General features: G+C 62.2%; 17 protein-coding genes and 1 tRNA gene. 9 read left to right on the forward strand and 9 right to left on the reverse strand.

The window, feature by feature from the left end; translation table 11 throughout:
- Positions 1-28 precede the first annotated feature (28 nt).
- Complete coding sequence (locus tag EK373_RS24245; RefSeq protein WP_129646797.1) at positions 29-1117, forward strand: potassium channel family protein; 1089 nt, start codon at positions 29-31, stop codon at positions 1115-1117.
- A 92-nt stretch (positions 1118-1209) separates the two neighbouring features.
- The gene (locus EK373_RS24250) at positions 1210-2706 is read left to right on the forward strand and encodes an FAD-binding oxidoreductase (protein ID WP_157994515.1); all 1497 of its coding nucleotides are present in this window, start codon (positions 1210-1212) and stop codon (positions 2704-2706) included.
- A 36-nt stretch (positions 2707-2742) separates the two neighbouring features.
- Here EK373_RS24250 and EK373_RS24255 read toward each other — a convergent pair whose 3' ends face one another.
- The gene (locus EK373_RS24255; protein ID WP_129646801.1) at positions 2743-3108 is read right to left on the reverse strand and encodes a hypothetical protein; all 366 of its coding nucleotides are present in this window, start codon (positions 3106-3108) and stop codon (positions 2743-2745) included.
- Between the two features lie 89 nt (positions 3109-3197).
- Between EK373_RS24255 and EK373_RS24260 the strand changes: the two genes are divergently transcribed.
- The gene (locus EK373_RS24260; protein ID WP_129646803.1) at positions 3198-3653 is read left to right on the forward strand and encodes a response regulator; all 456 of its coding nucleotides are present in this window, start codon (positions 3198-3200) and stop codon (positions 3651-3653) included.
- A gap of 96 nt (positions 3654-3749) precedes the next feature.
- Entirely contained in the window at positions 3750-4817 is a 1068-nt protein-coding gene (locus EK373_RS24265) for an ornithine cyclodeaminase (protein WP_129646805.1), read from the forward strand.
- Here EK373_RS24265 and EK373_RS24270 read toward each other — a convergent pair.
- Entirely contained in the window at positions 4814-5236 is a 423-nt protein-coding gene (locus tag EK373_RS24270) for an Lrp/AsnC family transcriptional regulator (protein WP_129647350.1), read from the reverse strand. The genes EK373_RS24265 and EK373_RS24270 overlap by 4 nt on opposite strands.
- 118 nt (positions 5237-5354) lie before the next feature.
- Here EK373_RS24270 and EK373_RS24275 point away from each other — a divergent pair, with 118 nt between their 5' ends.
- Both EK373_RS24275 and EK373_RS24280 read left to right on the forward strand, forming a co-directional pair.
- Positions 5355-5921: a hypothetical protein gene (locus EK373_RS24275; RefSeq protein ID WP_129646807.1), complete on the forward strand. Its 567-nt coding sequence runs from the start codon at positions 5355-5357 to the stop codon at positions 5919-5921.
- A gap of 18 nt (positions 5922-5939) precedes the next feature.
- Positions 5940-6878, forward strand: a complete 939-nt coding sequence (locus EK373_RS24280) for an OmpA family protein (RefSeq protein ID WP_129646809.1) — start codon at positions 5940-5942, stop codon at positions 6876-6878.
- 42 nt (positions 6879-6920) lie between these two features.
- Here EK373_RS24280 and EK373_RS24285 read toward each other — a convergent pair whose 3' ends face one another.
- Positions 6921-8198 carry a vanadium-dependent haloperoxidase gene (locus EK373_RS24285; protein ID WP_129646811.1) on the reverse strand — a complete coding sequence of 426 codons (1278 nt, stop codon included), beginning with the start codon at positions 8196-8198 and terminating at the stop codon, positions 6921-6923.
- A gap of 142 nt (positions 8199-8340) precedes the next feature.
- Here EK373_RS24285 and EK373_RS24290 point away from each other — a divergent pair, with 142 nt between their 5' ends.
- Entirely contained in the window at positions 8341-10332 is a 1992-nt protein-coding gene (locus EK373_RS24290; RefSeq protein ID WP_198683607.1) for a hypothetical protein, read from the forward strand.
- A 61-nt stretch (positions 10333-10393) separates the two neighbouring features.
- On the opposite strand, the gene EK373_RS24295 is transcribed toward EK373_RS24290, so the two are convergent.
- From EK373_RS24295 to EK373_RS33160, 4 genes are all read right to left on the reverse strand, one after another.
- Positions 10394-11344 carry a class I SAM-dependent methyltransferase gene (locus tag EK373_RS24295; RefSeq protein WP_129646815.1) on the reverse strand — a complete coding sequence of 317 codons (951 nt, stop codon included), beginning with the start codon at positions 11342-11344 and terminating at the stop codon, positions 10394-10396.
- A 118-nt stretch (positions 11345-11462) separates the two neighbouring features.
- A tRNA-Sec gene (locus tag EK373_RS33155) sits at positions 11463-11553 on the reverse strand.
- 4 nt (positions 11554-11557) lie between these two features.
- Positions 11558-11710, reverse strand: coding sequence for a SelB domain-containing protein (locus tag EK373_RS34400; RefSeq protein WP_198683608.1), 153 nt, complete (start codon positions 11708-11710; stop codon positions 11558-11560).
- Complete coding sequence (locus EK373_RS33160) at positions 11707-11847, reverse strand: hypothetical protein (RefSeq protein ID WP_157994516.1); 141 nt, start codon at positions 11845-11847, stop codon at positions 11707-11709. Before EK373_RS33160 ends, EK373_RS34400 begins: the two co-directional genes overlap by 4 nt.
- Positions 11848-12084: 237 nt before the next feature.
- Here EK373_RS33160 and selA point away from each other — a divergent pair, with 237 nt between their 5' ends.
- Entirely contained in the window at positions 12085-13491 is a 1407-nt protein-coding gene (selA, locus tag EK373_RS24305) for an L-seryl-tRNA(Sec) selenium transferase (protein WP_129646817.1), read from the forward strand.
- A complete protein-coding gene (selD, locus tag EK373_RS24310) occupies positions 13488-14576 on the forward strand; it encodes a selenide, water dikinase SelD (protein ID WP_129646819.1) in 1089 nt (362 codons plus the stop codon). The genes selA and selD overlap by 4 nt, the downstream gene beginning before the upstream one ends.
- Here selD and EK373_RS24315 read toward each other — a convergent pair.
- Positions 14551-16980 carry a M48 family metallopeptidase gene (locus EK373_RS24315; RefSeq protein ID WP_129646821.1) on the reverse strand — a complete coding sequence of 810 codons (2430 nt, stop codon included), beginning with the start codon at positions 16978-16980 and terminating at the stop codon, positions 14551-14553. The two genes, selD and EK373_RS24315, sit on opposite strands and share 26 nt — an antisense overlap.
- Positions 16981-17097: 117 nt before the next feature.
- Positions 17098-19749 carry a TonB-dependent receptor plug domain-containing protein gene (locus EK373_RS24320; RefSeq protein WP_129646823.1) on the reverse strand — a complete coding sequence of 884 codons (2652 nt, stop codon included), beginning with the start codon at positions 19747-19749 and terminating at the stop codon, positions 17098-17100.
- Positions 19750-19820: the final 71 nt, after the last annotated feature.

The raw sequence follows: 19820 nt of genomic DNA on the forward strand, positions 1-19820 counted from the left end.
GAGCGGCCCAAGCCAGTACCATAGCGGTATGGCCGTTACCGCAGGACGTTCCGACAGGCCCGCCGATCCGGCGGGCGATGCGCTGAGCCGCCGGCTGCAGATTCCCGGTCACCGGCTATTTGTCGGCGGCGAGCGCAGCGTGCGCAAGACGCTGTTGGTCCGTGCCGCTGCGGTGCTGGTCATGTTCGCGCTGGTCATCGCCGTGTTCTGGTTCGATCGCGATGGGCTGCACGACAATCACGACGGCGCGATCTCGTTCGCGGACGTCGTCTACTTCACGATGGTCAGCGTGACGACGGTCGGCTATGGCGACATCGTGCCGGTGACGCGCCAGGCGCGGCTGGTCGATGCGTTGTTGGTCACGCCCATCCGTTTGTTCATTTGGTTGATCTTTGTCGGCACGGCGTATCAGCTGGTGTTACAGCGTCTGATCGAGGACTTTCGTATGCGACGACTGCAGGCGCGATTGCAAGGCCACGTGGTGTTGTGCGGCTTCGGGCACGCGGGCCGATGCGCCGCCGCCGAACTGGTCGCGCGAGGCCTGGACAAGCAGCACATCCTGATCGTCGATCTCGATCAAGGGCGGATCGAAGAGGCGGCGGAGCTGGGTTACATCGGCATCCTCGGCGACGCCAGTCGCGAGCACACGTTGAGCGAAACGATGCTACAGCAGGCGCGGGCTCTGCTGGTTTGCACGGACCGGGACGACACCAACGTACTGATCACCTTGACCGCACGCAATCTCGCCCCGAACGTTCGCATCGTCTCGCGGGTCGAGGAGGCGGAGAACGATAAGTTGTTGCGACAGAGCGGCGCGAGCGCGACGGTGTTGCCCTCGCGAGTGGGTGGCATTCTGATGGCCGATTCCATCGAGTCCTCGCACCTGGCGACCTATGTGATGGACCTGATCAGCGCCGGCGGCCAGGTGACTCTGGTCGAGCGCACTCCGCACCCCGACGAAATCGGCCGTCGGCCGTTCGAGAACCGGGCTTCGATCTTGCGCGTGGTGCGCGACCGACGCAGCTACGGATTCTGGGAAGACGACCTGCGCATTCAAGCCGAAGACAAGCTCATCGTGATCGGTCCTTCCGTCGCACCTCCTGACCAAAGACAGTAGTAGCAACGCGGGTTGCATTCTCGAGCGCAGGCGCATCTACTCGGGCGGACCGAGTAGAAGAACGAATGTGCTGCGCATCAACCGGGGGTGCTATGAAACGCCGCGAGTTCGTCAGTTCCGCGATCCTGGCCGCTGCCACGCTGCCGACCTTCAGATTCGTGCCGGCGTTCGCTCGCTCCGGGCCCATTGCCGATATTTCCGCAGTCACTGCCGATGGGCGGGCAGTCACGCTCAGCAGTGCAGAGGTTCGTGAGTTTGCAGAAGCGCTGCAAGGTCAGCTGCTCCTGCGAGGCGATGCCGGATACGACGAAGCGCGTTTGTTGTTGAATCCTTCTTTCGACAAATATCCCGCACTCATCGTACAGCCAACCGAGGCCGCCGATATTCAAAAGGCGGTGAGCTTCGCGCGGCAACACAATTTGTTGCTGGCGGTGAAATGCGGCGGGCACAGTCATTCCGGGCAGTCGACCTGCGAGCGCGGCATGCAGATCGATCTCAAGAGCTATCGCGGCGCGACGGTCGATGCAACGGCCAAGCGTGTGTCGGTGAAGGGTGGCAGCCTGCTGGGATTGGTCGACCGTGAGTCGATGGCTCAAGGCCTGGTCACGCCGCTCGGCACCGTCTCGCACACGGGCGTAGGAGGGCTGACGCTCGGTGGCGGGTTCGGACGCATTGCGCGTCGCTATGGAATGGCGATCGACAATCTCAACTCGATGGATGTGGTGACGGCCGACGGTCAGTTGCGTCACGCGAGCTCGCGTGAGAACCCGGATTTGTTCTGGGGCTTGCGCGGCGGCAGCGGCAACTTCGGCGTCGTGACGAACTTCGAGTTCAACCTTCATCCGATGCAGCGTCAGGTGATTGCCGGCAAGTTGACGTTCCCCGTCGAGAGGGCACGCGACGTGCTCTCGATGTATGCGGACTATGCGTTGGCGGCGCCCGACGCTCTTTACTTCGATCCCATCCTCGTGCTGCCGCCCGGCGGTGCTCCGGGCGTCGCGCAACTCGATGTTTGCTACAGCGGAGCGGCGAAGGATGCCGATCGCGCGCTCGCGCCGATTCGCAAGGTCGGAACCCCCATGAGCGATACGGTCAAAGCCATGGATTATGTGGAGGTGCAGCGGTCGGGCGATTGGGCCGATGCGCGCATGCTTGGCACTTATATCAAGGGCGGGTTCATCTCGGCGCTGCCGGCAGACTTGATTGCAGCGTTGATCGATGGACTCAAGGGCGATCCGCGCCGAACCACGGCAGTGTTCTTCCAGCACTGCGGCGGTGCTTGCGGCCGAGTGCCCGAGGACGCAACGGCTTTCGCCAACAGGTACGCGATGGCCAATATGATGGTCATGGCCGGCTGGCGGCATGGCGACGATCCGTCGGATCACATTGAAGCGACGCGCCGTCACTGGTCGACGCTGGAGAAGTTCACGCGCGGTTTCTACATCAACGACATGCCACGCGAGGCGACGGCCAAAGACATCAACGCCAACTATCGCGGCAACTACCAAAAGCTGGTGGCGCTGAAGACCAAGTACGATCCGTCGAACTTGTTCCGTCTGAACGCCAATGTGCAGCCGGCGCGCGCGTGAGAAGCGGCCACGCCATGCGGCGCTTCCCTTATTTACTCACTCTGCGCAGAGCCAGTTCACGGCGGCGAGCCTGTCTTCATAAAAGACCCGATAGTCGCCCTCGCCGAACGCCAGGCGCGCAAGAAATGCCAGCTTGGCGTTTGGAACAACGATGGCGCGACGGAGTTTCACATCGACCAGCTGCTCGTCCAACGCCCGCTGCACCCAGGGAATGCTCACCGGCGGCGGCTCCATATCGAGCGCGTCGTAGAGAACTTTCCTGATGCCGCTCTCACGAACGAGCGACAGCACCTCTGCTTGACATTTCTGCAACACCGCTTCGGTGGGGCAACCCCGGACCCGAGCGACGATGAGACTGTCGGTTAGATTCACAGCGACCTGATTTTGATTCGCCTCGCTCATGATGCGCAGATTCTACAGCGATCGTCGCAGGTGCAACCAGTTTCCGCAGTCGCTCGTGTACTCAGTATGTGAGATATCGATGAGCCATCATGAATATCAATGTACTCGTTGCAGAACCCAGCGGCAGTGACTGGACGGCGATCGCGAAGGGTGTCCGACGACATCTGCCCGATGCGTCGATGCTCCGTGTAAAAGACGGCGAGCAGGCGCTGCGATTTCTGTTTCATCGCGGCTTGCTCACGGCGGAGCCGCCCATCCCCGATCTGGTGTTGTTGGCGGAGGAGCTGCCGCTGATCCCGGCGGCCGGCGTCATCGCCCGCATGCGCATCGATCCTCGCACGCGCCAGACGCCCGTGATCGTGTTACGCCGGGACTTCGAAGAAGAGGCGCTGGATCCCTACTGGGACGGTGAACTGCGGGCTTCGATGATGACCGTCTGCGTCGCCGACGGCCTCGAGAAGCAGGTCGCCGCAGCGGTGAACGATCTCTGTCATCGGCACGGCCCGTTGCCGGAACGTCAAAAGGAGCTGTCGTTTCGTCAATAAACCGGGCGCCGCCGGGCAGCTTGCCTGCTTCTGCGTGACATCGGGCCTTCCTACCATAACTGCTTGCCTGACAAGCATTTGGACGAGGAAAGGACAATGGTCGACTACGTCGGCATCGCAGACATTCAGCGGCTGGTGAACCAGATCGGGCCGGGCGAGTTCATGGAGCGTCTCGCCGCTCAGATCGAGGCGGACTATCGGCGCTGGGGCCAGTTCGAAAAATCGGCGCGCCTCGCGAGCCATTCCGAGGTGGGCGTGATCGAATTGATGCCGATCAGCGATGGCGATCTGTACTCGTTCAAGTATGTGAACGGTCATCCCAAGAACACCAGCCTGGGCCTGCTCACCGTCACTGCGTTCGGCGTGTTGGCGGAAGTGTCGACGGGTTATCCGGTGCTGCTCTCGGAGCTCACCGTCACGACTGCGCTTCGGACCGCCGCGATGTCCGCGCTCGCCGCGAAGTGGATGGCTCGACCGAACAGCAAAACGATGGCGTTGATCGGCAATGGCGCGCAGAGCGAGTTTCAGGCGATCGCGTTCCATCGCATGCTCGGCATCACTGAGCTGCGGCTCTACGACGTCGATCCGCGCGCGACCGCGAAGCTGGCTGAGAATCTTCGTGCTATGCCGGAGCTGCGAAGCATTTCATTGGTACATGCGACGTCGAGCGCGGAAGCCGCACTCGGCGCCGACATCATCACGACCGTCACCGCTGACAAGCGCAACGCTGTGATCGTGACGCCGTCGATGGTTGCTCCTGGCATGCACTTGAACGCAGTCGGCGGCGACTGCCCGGGCAAGACCGAGTTGCACGCGGATATTCTGCGTCGGGCGGATGCACGCGTCATCGTCGAGTACGAACCTCAGTCGCGCATCGAAGGCGAGATTCAACAGATGCCGGCGGATTTCTCCGTCACCGAGTTCGCCGACGTCGTCAATGGCGTGCAACCGGGACGGGGCAGTGATGGCGAGATCACGGTGTTCGATTCGGTCGGTTTCGCGCTGGAGGACTATTCGGCGCTGAAGTTCCTGCACGATCTGACGCGTGAGCATCGCGAGTTCTGTCGTCAGATCGATCTGGTGCCCGACCTGGAAGATCCGAAGGATTTGTTCGGCGGGACGCTGGGCTCGAGCAAGCGCGGTCGGATGCGACGCGTCGCCTAGGTCCTGAATGTTTGCAGATGGATGCTGGTCTCGGTGTTGCCGATGCCTTTGATCTTCCGGATCCGCTCCAGCACTTCGGAGAGCTCGGCGATCGAGGCGGCGTGCACTTCGGCCAGCAGATCCCATCGACCGTTGGTGTCGTGAAGCGAGCTCACCGAGGGCTCGCCGAGCAGCCGCGTCACCACCTCGCGAGTCTTGTCACCTTCCACCGCGATACTGATCCAGGCCCGGATGCCGCTCGGCTGAGAGTGGGCGTGGATCTGCACTGAATACCCGGCGATGACGCCGTTGGCTTCGAGCCTGGCGATGCGGTTTGCGATGGTGCCGCGGGAGACGCCCAGTTTCCGCGCCAACGTCGCCGTCGGCGTCCTGGCATTCACGCGCAACAAGCCCAGCAGCTGCTGGTCGAGCGCGTCCAGCGCTGCGGTCCTGTCCTTGATGGGCTTGGGCTCGCTCTGCATGACACAATAGATTATCCGATTACGGTCTGCGTTATCATCCGGTCAGTTCAGCTCACCGCAGAGCGGCCTACTAATAATGATCAAGCTCACGCCCCCGGCCTCGGACGGCGTCTACCCGCGGCGGCGGCTTCTCAAAGAGCTCGACCGGCTGCGTCGTCATGGCGCCGTCTGGCTGGCGGCCCCGGGCGGGGCCGGCAAAACCACCCTCATCGCCAGTTATCTGCAAGAGCGCCGGCTGGCGCCTCGACAACCCGCCGCCGTCGCCGCCGGCGCGGGCTGCGCCCCCGCCACCCCCGCTCCCGTGTTGCGGGTTCTCGTGAATGGAGCCATCACGAACGCCGGTCGCATCGAAGCCAACGGCGGCGGCGGCTCCGGCGGCGGAGCCGGCGGCATCGTAGTGTTTGCCTCGCCATCCGTAGAGAACACCGGAACAGTCGATGTTTCTGGCGGCCAGGGTGGAGTAGTGACACGACTGGTGAATGGCACAGGCGTTCGGGCTGGAGGCGGCGGCGGAGGTGGCAGTGGCGGCGCGGGCGGTTCCGGCGCGTCGTTGAGCGACGGTGAAAATTCCAGCGGCGGATTTACCGGGCAACCAGGTTTCACTTTGACGTTACAGCAGGATCCGCTGTTCGTCGTGCATTGAGGCGCTTCGGGAGCTGCAATGAAAACGATGTGTGTAGTGTTGTCGATGGTTGCTCTGGGTTCGGTGGCGCACGCCGCCGACGTATCCGGCTCGAAGGACCATCCGGTCGTATCGCGCTATGCCGGCTCGGAGATCCTCAAGTACGAGGTGAAGGACTTCGACAGCTTCTCGGTGCCCACCGGCCAGGTGCGTGACCGCCGCAGCGGCGCGTCGTCGTCTCAGGCGCTCGAAGGCCGCATCACTCGTCTTCACTATCGAGCGCCGGAAGGCCGTAGCGCTCTAGAGGTGTTCCGAAACTACCAGCAGTCGTTGCAAGCCGGCGGCTTCACACCGTTATATCAGTGCGAGAACCTGGCTTGCGGCAACGACTTCAGCTATGCGCTGAATCCACCGAGCGTCATGCACTTCAGCGGCAAGGATCAGAAATATCTCGGCGCGCGACTGGCGCGGCCGACCGGCGATGTCTATGTGTCCGTCTACACGACGGCGGCCTACGGCGTCGGCGGCGCGAACAAGAATCGAGTGTTCACGCTGCTCGATGTCGTCGAAGTGAAGCCGATGCAGACCGGGCAGGTGGCGGTCGATGCTAACGCAATGGCTCGCGAGATTGCCGCCTCCGGGCGCGTCGCGTTGTATGGTATCTACTTCGACTCTGGCAAAGCGGATGTCAAACCGGAATCTCAGGATGCGCTGGGCGAAATCGCGAAGCTGATGAAACAGGACGCCGCACTCAAGTTGCTCGTCGTGGGCCACACCGACACGGCAGGCACGTTCGATTACAACATCGATCTTTCACGGCGGCGCGCGCAGTCGGTTGTTCAAGCGCTCGTCGCGAGTCACAGCGTCGAAGCGGCGCGTCTCAAGCCTTGGGGGGTCGGCTACGCCTCGCCGGTGGCATCCAATCGCGCCGAAGACGGTCGCGCGAAAAACCGTCGCGTGGAGTTGGTGGCCTGGTAGAACGAGGGGCTTCACAAGTTGCCCTGTGAAGCCCCGTGGACTTCAGTCGTCAAAGCGATGGTGGTGTTCGATCGGCAGCAGGAAGTGATTGAACGTCCACTCGGCCACTCGGGTGCCCTGCGTACGCCCGGCTTCATCGGCGAAACGGAAGTGGATTCCGAGGTAGACGCGTGCATCTACTGTGTCACGCACGGCATCCGAGAATCGCCTGTACGTGCGCGTCTTCTGCACCACATTAGGCGCCAGGCTGGTCACTTCGAACGTCATCCAGTCCCGCCCGAAGAACAACGATAGCGTGCGCGTCATCGCGGCGGTGACGTTGTTCACCCCCGAGGTGTAGTCGGGATAGTTCGGGGTGTTCACCAGCGGCTGCCAATTCACATCACCCGCGGTCTGCGGATTGGGGTCGTTATCGCCTTCGCGAATGGCCGTCAGCGGACGCCAGAAGGCGTAATACTTCTTGCTGTCCCAGCCGGCGATGACGGCGTCGGCCGTTGCGACGTTTGCTAGCGCGAACAGCCGCGCGTTGTCGCCAATCCGATTGATGTGTTTCGCAGAGATCGCCCGGAGCGCGCGATTCCACTGCGCGAAAATGTTGTCGTTATAGAAATACGCCAGATCCGTCTGCTCGGCCGTGCGAGCACTGTTGAGCAGCGCGCCCAGCCTCTTCACTTCGTTGTAGTCCTTCTTGTAACGCTCGCTGGTGAGGGCCGGCGGCGGATCTGCCCGGAATCGTTTCGGGCCAGTCAGCGTGAAAGGATCGGTTGCGGCCATCCAGGGCGCCACCATCGGCGAGAACGGCGCCGGTGCAGGCGGCGAGCCTAGAAACGAATCGGTGGGACGCCAGACGCCGAGTTCCGTGCTGCCGACGAACGGCGGCGGCAATGGCTCGGGCGCCAGACGACGTAGCGGCAGGATGCCGGCAGCGACCTTTTGGCCCACGGTCAGGCCGGGGTCGCCTGTGAGACCATTGTTTGCAAGATAGTTGTAATACGTGGCGTCGAGGGATGCGGCCTGGGTCGGATACATACCGACGAGCACGTCATGAGCCGCCGCCGCGACCGCCGCCGAGCGGCTGCCTTTAGCGCCAAGAACCTCCATGTGATAAGGCTCGAAGCGCTTCTCGATGGCTTGAACTGCATCGTGCACGGCGATCTGCACCAGCGCGGTATCCAGCGATCCCACCGGACCGGGCCGGCCGGAGGCCACTGCGGTGAGGGTGATTTCGTTCCAATCGGTCACTGCGTCGGCGGCCGCCGGGCCGGTCCACGCAGCGAACACACAGGCGCTCACGGCCAGCAGGCCTTGGATTGTCTTCATTGGCATCTCCTGAAAGTTTGTTTCGAGGTCTCACGTTGGGAAGTGCAGGTGCAGCGGACGTCTTTTCGGCCGTCCTTGGTTTGGAAATTAGGCTCGGCGCGTGGGAGCGGGCGTGGTAAAAACCATGGGAAATGGAGGCCAGGTGACCGACCATTCCATCCAGGTGCGGCTTTTGGGGCGGCTGACGCTTTGGAAACAGGGCGCGGAACGCCCGCTGCCGTCTTCGCGCAAGGTACGCGGGTTGCTGGCTCTTCTCACCGTGACGCCTGAAGCGCTGTCTCGCAGTCGGATCTGCGAGTTGTTGTTCGATACTTCGACCGATCCGCGCGGTGAGTTGCGATGGTGCCTCAGTAAGCTCAGGGCAGTGCTGGACGACGCATCCAAACAACGCGTCAATGCTGCCGGCGATAGTGTCTCTCTCGATCTCTCGGATTGTTCTGTCGATACCAACGACATCGCCCGCTTGCGGGCAGGTGGCCTGGAAACATTGGATGTTGCTCGGCTGCGTGAGTTGAGCGAGCTGTACGCAGGCGACTTCGCGGCCGGGCTGGAGCTGGATCGCAATCCGGAGTTCGCAAGCTGGCTCGGGGCGCAACGTCGGCAGTTCCGTGCCGATCACGTCGCAGTGATCGAGCAACTCGTCGATCGCGTCGGCGAGCAAGATCAAAATGACGCCTTCGCGTATCTGGAGAAATGGCTGCAGCTCGCGCCGTTCGAGCGTCGAGCCCACGAACTGCTGCTACAACGCCTGCTACGCACAGGGCGGGTACGCGAAGGAGAGGAGCACCTCGCCGCGACGATCCGCCTCTTCGAAGGCGAAGGATTGGATTGGATGCCGATCCGTGAATGCTGGCGGGCGGCGAGGGGACGGACGCCGCAGATCATCGTCCAGCCGCCCGCGAAAGCCGAATCTCAACGCCCGGTTGCCGAAGCGCTCGGTGCAGCTCAGCGGCGCGCATCGATCTGTGTCATGCCCTTTACCGAGCGCACGCCGGATGTGACTTCGGGCGGCGGCTTGGCCAATTGGCTCACCGAGGACATCATCACCCGGCTCGCCAAGCTCCGAGTGCTGTTCGTCATCGCGCGTGGCAGTGTGTTCGCGCTGACCGAAAGGAACGTTCCACCCGACGAAGCGGCGCGCTTGCTCAACGTCGACTACGTCGCCAGCGGGTCAGTGCGTGAACAGCGCGGACGTCTCATGGTCATGGCGCAACTGGCTGAGGCATCGACCGGGAGGATCGTCTGGGCCGACGAGTTTAGTTACAGCCGCGATGGCGCCTTCGACGCGCTCGATGAGATTGGCAATCGCATCGTGCTCTCGCTCGCCGGACAGATCGAGATTGCCGAGCGCAATCGCGCGGTGCTCAAGCCGCCCAACAGTCTCGATGCCTGGGAAGCCTACCATCGTGGTTTGTGGCACATGTATCGCTTCAACGACGAGGACAATCGCCACGCCGCGCATTATTTTCAGCGCGCCGTGCAGCAGGATCGTACCTTTGCGCGCGCCCACGCCTGCTTGTCGTTCACTCATTTCCAGAATGTGTTTTTGCACTGGAGCGCGAACCGCGATCGTGAAATCGAGCGTGCCTACGCGACGGCCGCCGACAGTATCGTCGCGGACGATCTGGATCCCGCGGCTCACTGGGCGATGGGCAGGGCGCAGTGGCTGCGCGGCCATCTCGACGATTCCGTGCACGAGCTGCGCCGCTCGGTGTCCTTGAGTCCAAACTTTGCGCTAGGGCACTATACGCTCGGATTCGTCCAGTCTCAGGAAGGCGATGCCCACGCTGCTATCGAAGCGAGTGACATTTCCCGTCAGCTCAGTCCTTTCGATCCGTTGATGTTCGCCATGCTCGCATCGCGCGCCATCGCGCTGTTTCGCCTGCAGCGATATGAAGAGGCGGCGGAGTGGGCCAGCAAAGGGGCGGTGCGCCCGAACGCGCATGTGAACGTACAAGCCGTCGCGGTCAATTGCCTTGCTGCAGCGGGCAGGGTCGACGAGGCGCGTTCGCTGCTGACGCTGTTACGGCGGAATTCGCCAGACTACTGCGTGGACGACTTCTTCCGGGCGTTTCGTTTCTCACCAGACACGCAAGCCTCGTTCCGCAGATCGGCGGCAAGAGTGGGGTTTTGAACCTGCCACGACGGCATCGAGCAACGGCGCGACGATCGACTGCCTGAACCGAACGCTCGAGCTAGTTCTTTCTAATCGCGATGTCCAGGTACGGTTCAAACCAGGCGCTGTGCATATCTGGTCTGATGCTGCGCAGGAGTTTATGAAAAGCTCGATCTCGCCTGGAGCGACGAATCGAGTAGCGCCAGCCCTGGTACTCTCGCAAGCCACTTATAACTTCCAGGTTTGGGCCGATCGCCAAGTCAAACTCGTGGAAGCTCGCGCCGCGGCCTTGGCGAATAAAGTGCTCCATCTTCTCGCAGCGGTCATCCAGGAAGTTTTCCCTGAAGTTCTCGCGATTGCTGAAGCGGGAATACCGGTACGCCAGTTCGTGCGGCAGCCAGTTGTAGAACGGCATTACCGAGGTGTGATCGTCCAGCCACCACAAGCGGTTCGGTGTCTCGACGACGACCAGGATTGCCCCCTTCTTCATCTGCTGCCATACGCTCCGCAGCGCATTGAGGCGCTCTTCGTGCGTCATGTGTTCGACGCAGGCGAAGAAAATCACGAAGTCATACGGCTGCGGGAACTCGAAGCCATCGATGTTTCCGTGCAGGATGTCCGCTGTGACTTCATGCGCATTGCAGCGGTCACGAGCAACCGTCAAAGCTCCCTCATCTATATCCAGCCCCGTTACGACAGCGCCCTGTTCAGCGAAGGCCACGGTCGACGACCCGGTTCCGCAGCCGACCTCCAGCACGTATGCGTCTTCGAGCGGCTTGATGCTGTTCAGCCATGGTACGACCGTTTTGCGATCTGTTTGGATGCGCCGGTGAAGATGAGCAGCCAGATCGTTCGCGAAAGCAGCATCGGAATACTTGTCCTTCGACCGCCATCCCGTATGGTAGTTTTTCTGGATGGATTCACGAACGAAGGCGATGCCGTCCGCGGTCAGCATGGAGTGCCGTTGCTTCAGGTCGGTCGGCACCGGATACAGAATGCGGCTGGTAAAATCCTTGACTCCTGTTTTCATTCTTCATCTCCAGGAACCCCCGTTCACTCTACATCCGTCTGGCGACAATCTCGTTGTGTTTCTTACCTACTTTGGTGATGGGCCGGGTCCATGGTGCGGCGCAGATAGCGAGGGTCGGCGGAAGAGGCAGGAGTCGAACCTACCGAAGATGCATGGCACCTCCCTCCGGGTTTGAAGTCCGGGCACCCCGCCGGGGATGTTTCTCTTCCAGGGCTATGGTGCCGTCGATCGAACGGGCCTGTCCAGCGAGCGTTGGTAGGGCGAGGCAGGGCCGACGATAAGAAAATAATCCGGGCGCACCTTGCGTCGATCGCCGTCGCGACGGGTCACGCCGATGCTGTCGAGGAACTCGAGGATGCGAATCACCTGATTGCGGCCGATGCCGGTCGCGTCTCGATGTTGGCAGCGGTAAAGCCTGTGCCGCCAACTTCATAACCGGGCAGCTTCACGACCGCGCCGCTCGTTTCGATCACGTGCTGCTCGGTGAGTTGCTCTTGCGGCATCACTCCGTCATCGGCCGCTACCAATCCTCGGGCCCGCATCTGGTTGCCAGCAGGCAAAGCCGAGGCCGATGGGAATGCCCCGGGGGCGCGCTCTTCCGGCAGACGGTCGGTCGCTACGCCCGTGAGCGCACGGATGAGCGAGGTCAGTATGACGAGGCGTTGTCGGCGTTACCTAAGGCCAACGATATGATAGGCAGTGCGTGCTAGGCTACAGTGAGGCATCGCGGATTCGCATCCATGGCAACGCAGCCTACCCGTCCTTTTCCTTCCGTCGATCGGATCGCGCGTTTCGCGGCCGTTGCAGGCCTGTGCGAGACATATGGGCGCAGCGCCGTGATCGATGCGATCAGAGCCGTGCTCGACGCGCATCGCGAGCGCCTGGGTGAGCGGGATTATTTGTCGCCAACGGATAGTGAATTGTCGCGTCAGATCGCCGACCGCCTGAAAGAACGCGCGACGCCGCGACTGCGTCGAGTATTTAATCTGACGGGCACGGTGCTGCACACGAACCTGGGACGCACTCAGCTCTCGTCGCGAGCCATCGAGCATGCCTCCATGGCCATGCGCGAGGCGTGCAATTTCGAGTTCGATCTCGACAGCGGCGGGCGAGGAGAGCGCGACAACCTGGTCGAGGACCTTCTCATCGAGCTGACCGGGGCGGAAGCAGCCACGGTCGTGAACAACAATGCGGCCGCCGTGCTGCTCGTTCTTGCGACGTTAGCCCACAAGCGCGAAGTCGTTTTGTCTCGTGGCGAGTTGATCGAGATCGGCGGCGCCTTCCGGATTCCCGACGTGATGCGCAGCGCGAACACCCGATTAATCGAAGTCGGCACGACGAATCGCACGCACCCCGCTGACTACGAGCGTGCGATCGGTCCCAAGACCGCCGCGCTCATGAAAGTGCACTTGAGCAACTACAAGATCAGTGGATTCGTGGCTCATGTGCCGGAGCCGGAAGTCTCTCGAATCGCGCACGAGCATCAGTTGCCGCTGATCGTCGACTTGGGCGCCGGCAGTTTTATCGATCTCGCCGCGTATGGTTTGCCCAAGGAACCCGTGGTGCGAGAAACGATTGCGAGCGGCGCCGACGTTGTCACGTTCAGCGGCGACAAATTGCTCGGCGGGCCGCAGGCAGGGTTGATCGTGGGCAAGAAGGCATTGATCGACAAGATCAAGCGTCATCCGCTGAAGCGGGCGCTGCGCGTGTCGAAGCCCGTGCTCGCGGCCCTCGAAGGAACATTGCTGGCGTATCGCACGCCCGATTTGCTGATGCAGGAACTGCCGACGTTGCGATTGTTGACGCGACCGCTCGCTGACATCGAAGCGCTTGCCAACCGATTGCGGCCGCTCGTGTCCGCCGCGCTGGGTGCGCAATGGCAGGTGAAGGTGACGCCGGTGTCAAGTGAGGTCGGCAGCGGCTCGTTGCCGGTCGAAATCATTCCGAGCATGGCGCTGACGTGTCGGCCGACGAGCGCGAAGGCGGGCTCGGCGCTGAAACGTCTGGCGGCCGAGTTCCGTCGTTTGCCGGTGCCTGTGATCGGGCGCATTGCCGATGACGCTCTGGTGCTGGATTTGCGCTGTCTGGAAGACGAGCGAGCGTTCATTGCTCAGCTCGATCGGCTTGCCGTGAAGGGGTCGTCATGAGTCCAACCGACATATCCGTGGAGCCGCGGCTCAGCTCTTTGTCTCACGGTGGCGGCTGCGGCTGCAAGATCGCCCCCGGCCTGCTGTCGCAGATTCTTGAAGGCACATCGGCGCTGCCGGTTCCGTCGCAGCTGATGGTCGGCATCGAAACATCCGACGATGCCGCCGTGTATCGGCTCAACGACCAGCAGGCGCTGATCGCGACCACCGACTTCTTCATGCCGATCGTCGACGATCCTCACGACTTCGGCCGCATCGCTGCCACCAATGCGATCAGCGATGTCTATGCGATGGGCGGGCAGCCGATCATGGCGCTTGCCATCGTGGGTATGCCGATCAATGTGCTGTCGCCGGCAACGATCGGGCGAATCCTCGAAGGCGGCGCGGCGGTTTGTCGGGCGGCCGGCATTCCGATTGCGGGCGGACACAGCATCGATTCCGTCGAGCCGATTTATGGATTGGTGGTCATGGGACTCGCTCATCCCAGCCGCATCAAACGAAACGCCGACGCACAGTCGGGCGATGCGCTGGTGCTGGGCAAGCCGCTGGGCGTGGGTGTGCTGTCGGCTGCCCTCAAGAAGGGCGCGCTGGATGCGGCGGGCTACGAGCGGATGATGGCGACCACGACAAAGTTGAACACCGCCGGTCCCGAACTTGCGGCCCTTTCGGGCGTGCACGCGCTAACTGACGTCACGGGCTTTGGCCTTGCCGGCCACGCGCTCGAGTTGGCGCGCGGCGCGCGATGTGACTTACAAATCGAGTGGTCGAGTGTTCCGTTGTTGAGCGGCGTTCGAGCGCTGGCGGCGCAAGGATTCGTGACGGGGGCGTCGGGTCGCAATTGGTCCGGTTACGGCGCTGAAGTGACTTTGCCGCCGACGTTTGCGGCCGAAGACAAAGCTCTGCTCAGCGATCCGCAAACCAGCGGTGGGCTCTTGGTATCGTGCTCACCGTCGTCCCTCGATGAAGTCCTCGCAGTGTTCCGGCGTCACGGCTTTGAGCATGCTGCCAGGATCGGCTCGGTGACCGCGCGAAACAACAAGCCCACTTTGGCGGTGAGCTTCACGCCACCAGCCGGATCGGCTTGATGCCCTGAGTCTTTTCCGCCGCTTCGCACAAGCCAAGCAGCTCGCCGAGCGCCAGCATGTAGAACTGATGAAACACGTCAGGGATGGGCCAGGCGGCCTCTGCGACGCGCTTGGCGTCCCACTTGCGATCGGGCGGTGGCAGAGATGGGCAGCGGCTGCGAATGTAACCGCCGACGGTGCCGCCGACAGTGATGGTCTGTGGGATGCGATCCACCTTTGCCAGCACGTGGGCAGCGAGCTCGGCGATCTTCTGCAGCCAGCCATCCGACAGTCGATCCTGCTCGCCTTCCTCTAGTGCATCCTGGTGGATGCTGATGGCGCCGGTCAGTTCTTCGATGCCCGAAATTTCACGTTCGAGCGCACACAACTCGACTAACACGGCGCGTGCAGCCATAGCCTTCTGACGTTCGGCGGCTGGCATCGACGCAATCGCATGTTTGATGCGCAAGGCGTACAGGCCGAAACCTTCGGCCAACACGCGGTGGCTTTCCATACTTCGCCCAACCACGAGCTCGAGCTCGCGGCTCAGCTCTTGCGCCGTGCGGGGCGGACCACCGACTGCGACTTCCTGTGTGCTCAGGTTCAGCGTTGCCGCGATCCGCAGCAGAGGGCGGCTTTCCTCGGCCATGTTGGCTTTCTGCCAGGCGCGCGTCAGATCCGGTGAGCGTTTGCGAATTTCATCGATGGCAGTCTGCCAATCCGTGGGTAGCTTGGGGCTGGCGGCGGGTTCGACCAGGCACAGCAGAGGCCACGGCTGAAACTGTCCGTTGAAGAAGCGAACCAGCTGCTCGCGCTGACCGTCGCGTCCTTGCACCAGCCCGAGAACTTCTTCTTCAGAGCGTAGCATCGATTCTTCGAACTCGACTCCTGCCTCGCGATAGAAGATCCGTGTCGCCCGTTCGCACCACCCGCGGAAATCACGGAACATGAGCGCGGCGGGCGCCGCCTCACGATACAACCCGGGCGAGCGCTGCTGCTCGGCGTTTTCGATACGCGCGTTATCCGGTGGATGTGAATCCCAGTAGCGCGTCGTCGTTTCTTCCTGCAACTCCTCCTGGATTTCAGCGAGCCGCTTCGGGTCGAACGCGGCGAAGTGCGCAGCGACGGCTTTCGGCATGTCGCGCAACAGACGTTTCTCGCGCCATGCGGCGATGTTCTTGCGATTGATCTCGCCGAACGCACGATTCAGCCCACGCAGATTGCGTGCGGTCACGCGAAACGTGTCACTGCCTGCGAGCAGGGCTTCGTAACGGTCGGCATCGAATTCCATCTGTCGCGACATGTGTTGGGTCAGTCGGAAACTGACCTGGAACAGTCCGGCCATCAGGAACCGTGTCCCGGCAATTGCCAAGCCGGTCGCTCCGGCGCACGCGCCGATAAGCGAGGAGAACATGCCATCTTCGTTCTTGTCTGCCGCATCGCTCCAGCGCCGCATGCGTTGCTCCCACGGGTCCTCACCATGAGCGCAGCGCTCCAGCCATGCGTTCACGGAGTTGACGATAAAAGAGCACGTCATGCCAATGCGTTGGGCGAAATGGCCGAACTCATGGGCCAGTACGCCGACGAACTGCTGAGCATTGAGGCCGGCGACCAGCGACATGCCGATCGTGAGCACCTTGCGTCCTGTGAGCAGACCGCGCCAGCCGTCGCGGAAGTGCACCGAGGCGTTCGCATCCCAAGTAACGTGAATTTCGTGAGGCGCCGAAACGCCGATCGCGCGACACAGCGCGCGTACGCCATCGACGAGTCCTGGCTCCTTGGTTGCATCGATCGTCAGCGCGTCGCCTTCGCGCGGACCGCGAGCGAATATTGGCCTGAGCAGGAACAGCAAGAGCACGGCGCCCGCCAGCCCGGGAACAGCGTAGGCGAGCAGGATCAAATGAATGCTTCGTGGCAGGTGCAGGTGAATGTGCGTGAGATACCAGACCCAGCCGGCTGCAATGCTGGCGGTGAAGCACACATAGATCGTCGGTATCGCCACGCAGAGTAGAGTGACGACCAGCAAGCTGAGCACATATCCGGGGCTGGCGCGCGGCTTTGGCAGATTCTGAACTGCGACCGCCTGCAAAGCTACGAGCGGATTGCGCTGTTCGGGGGCGGGCGGCCGATTTTCTTCCTTGACGATCGGCTTCGCCGGCGCTGCGGCGCGTGGCGCTGGCGCCGGCATATTCTCGACGACCGCCTTCAGCCCGATCTGCGTGAATATTCCAACGAGGCGCTGAGCGGCGGCAATGTCGACGCCGCGCTTGACTGTGCGTCGCCCGGTGAGCAGAGAGCCCGCTTGCTCCGGGGAAAGTTTGAGTTTCGCGCGCAGCTCAGCAATCAGTTGCGCATCGCTGATCTCTTTAAGTCGCGTGCCGAGGAGCGTGACCTGAAACGCTTGGGTGGGCGCGGCTTGTGTCATGTGCTGGCTTTCCAGAGCCTGGGAAATCGGTGGGCAACCCTGCCCACCGCCAGCGATTGTGGTGATTTATGTCGTGACGGGATGACGACCGCTTCACAGAATCATCGTTCCGGCACTTCAAAGACGATAGTCGAGCCCGATGAGAAACGCCCGGCCGCGCAAGTCATATTGCGTGAAGTCATACGGAGCGCGAATACCCGGAAACGAAGCGTCGTACGGCGGCTGTTCATCGAACAGGTTTTCGACCTTGGCGTACACCGTCAGATTGTCCGAGCCCGAGGACCAGCCGGTATAGAGATCGAACTGTTCGTAAGCGTCGACGCGAGTTTGCGCAGCAGACGCGGCGGCGCTGGCTTTCTGATCGTAGCCGCCGGTGTGATACCAGGTGAGCGCGGTCCTGACGCTGGCGATGTTCCATTCAACCGTCGTCGTCGCCTTGTCCTGCGGCAAGGAAAACGATGCGCCGAGGTTGCTGCCGGCATAGTCGACCAGCGGCCCACCGGTGGTTTGCGGGCGCCGATAGTCGAGCACGTGGGTATAGACGGCGGTGACGCCAAACTCGCCGATGTTTTGAGTCTGCCAGCGCCGGCGCAGCTCGACGTCGATGCCGGACGTCGTCAGCTCGCTCAGGTTCTGATAGCGGTTGTAGACGGCGACCAGCTTGCCGCGAGCGTCACGAACCACGTCGCCGGGACGATTGTTCTGCACGATCGTGCTGGTGTTGTCGGTGCCGATCAGGTTGTCGAGCTCGATGCGATACCAATCGACGCTCAGGCTCGAGCCCTGCCACGGCGTCAGCACGACACCGAAGTTATAGCTGTGGGTGCGCTCCGGATCGAGGTTGGAGTTGCCGACGGTAAAGAACGTCGGATTCTGTCGCGAGCCCGGCACGTCCGGATCGTAGGGATCGACGACGGAGCCATAGGAAATATTGGTGCTGGCCGAGTTCTCCGACAGGGAGGGCGCCCGGAAGCCACGCGAAGCCGCGCCACGCACGGCCAATACATCCAAAGGCTGCCACCGCAAGCTGGCCTTCGGTGAGAAGGCGCTGCCGAAGTCGCTGTAATGATCGCCGCGACCGGCCAGCTGCAACTCCAGAGTGGCGAGCACAGGAACGTTCAACTCGGCGTAGGCGGCGGTGACATTGCGCTTGCCGTCTACTTCCGCAATCGCAGGACGGATCTGCAAGCCAGCATCGATTTGCCACGGGTTGCGTGACACCACCTCTTCCTCGCGCCACTCGACGCCCGCCGCAAATCCAACCGAACCCGCTGGCACATCGAACAGGTTGCCGGTGATCTTGAAGTCTGCGCCGTGCAAGCGCGAGTCCGCCGGACGCACCGTGCTCAGGCGGATCGAATCGATGACGGATAGCGGCGTGCTCGAAGGATCGTGCAGGTTGTAGCTGCCGTTGGCCAGCGCTGCAAACAATCCCCACCGGTTCGCGAAACCGCCGGAGACTGTTTCTTCCTCTTTGCTGCGTGCCGAAAAGGCTGAGGCTTCCCAGTCCCAGCGCTCGCCGCGACCGCGCACGCCGGCGACGACTCGATACGCATCCGAGCGGTTCGTCTTCACCGACTGGCCCAGATCGAAGAACGTGTATTCGATCTGCGTGTTGACGCCGTACGGATTATAGGGATTGCCGGCGGGCAGAACGGCGGGCACGGGCTCGGCGAGGCCGCTGTCGGCGTTCAGCGCAAACCGTCCGCCTTCCAAAGTGAAATAGGGACTCGAGCCGAAGATCGAAGCGCCGCGAATGTGGCTGTAGATCACTTCGCCGAAGGCGTCGATGTTGTCATTGATCCGCAGCGTGCCGTTGATGTAGCCCTGGTAGCGCTCGGTGGACGGAATCAATGTGGTATAGGGCGCGAGGTTGATTGCGCAGGTGTTGCCAGGCAGGCCGTCGATCGGTGCGCTGGCGGTCAACTCCATGCCGTCAGGGCAGTTGCCTTGCGCATCGAGCAGCGGCACGGAAGCGCCGTTCACCAGAAAGCGCGCGCCCTTGGCAGTCCAGCCATTCCAACGGCCGCCCGGCGAGTCGGTGTAGATGCCCGAGCGGGTGAGGTCGCGCTGGTCCTGGTCCAATCGATCGCGATCGTACGCTTCAAAGCTGAAGAGCACGTTGTATCCGTCGCTGTCCTTGTCGCCGATGCCGCCCAGGAAGCGCGCACGCTGTGTATCGAGGCCGCCTTCATCGGTGCTGCTGAAGCTGCCGCCGGCTTCGAAGCCTTGATAGTTCTCGCGAGTGATGATGTTGACCACGCCCGCGACAGCATCGGAGCCGTAGACGGCGGAGGCGCCGTCTTTCAACACGTCGATGCGCTCGACCGCCACCATCGGCAGGGCATTGAGATTGACGAACGTGTCCGACAGGCCATTCGCCGGGAATCCATAGTTGGCAAGCCGGCGTCCATTGAGCAACACGAGCGTGTTCTTCTGCGACAAGCCGCGCAGACCGATACCTGCCGCGCCGGAAGCCCAGCCATTGTTGGTAGTTTCGTTGGTGGCGTTGCCAGTGTTGGCGGAGACGGAACGCAGCACATCCGCCACCGTGACTTTGGCCGAGGTTTCCAGCTCCTCGCGGCTGAGGATCTGCACCGGATTCGGTGCGTCGCTGCCGCTGCGTTTGATATTCGAGCCGGTGACGACGATGGTGGCGATGGGCTCATCGCTGGGCGCTGTGGTTTGTGTTTGAGAGACGGCTTCACCGCTCACCACGCCGCCGAGAACAGCCGCCAGCGCAGCGGAGAGTGGTGTAAATCGACGCATGGAGCTTGGCACCTGGACAATATTGGGGGCGCAAAGGTAGCCAACCTCATGGGCCGGAAAAATATCCGTTT

The organism is Peristeroidobacter agariperforans, from assembly GCF_004138335.1.
Lineage (GTDB): Bacteria > Pseudomonadota > Gammaproteobacteria > Steroidobacterales > Steroidobacteraceae > Steroidobacter > Steroidobacter agariperforans.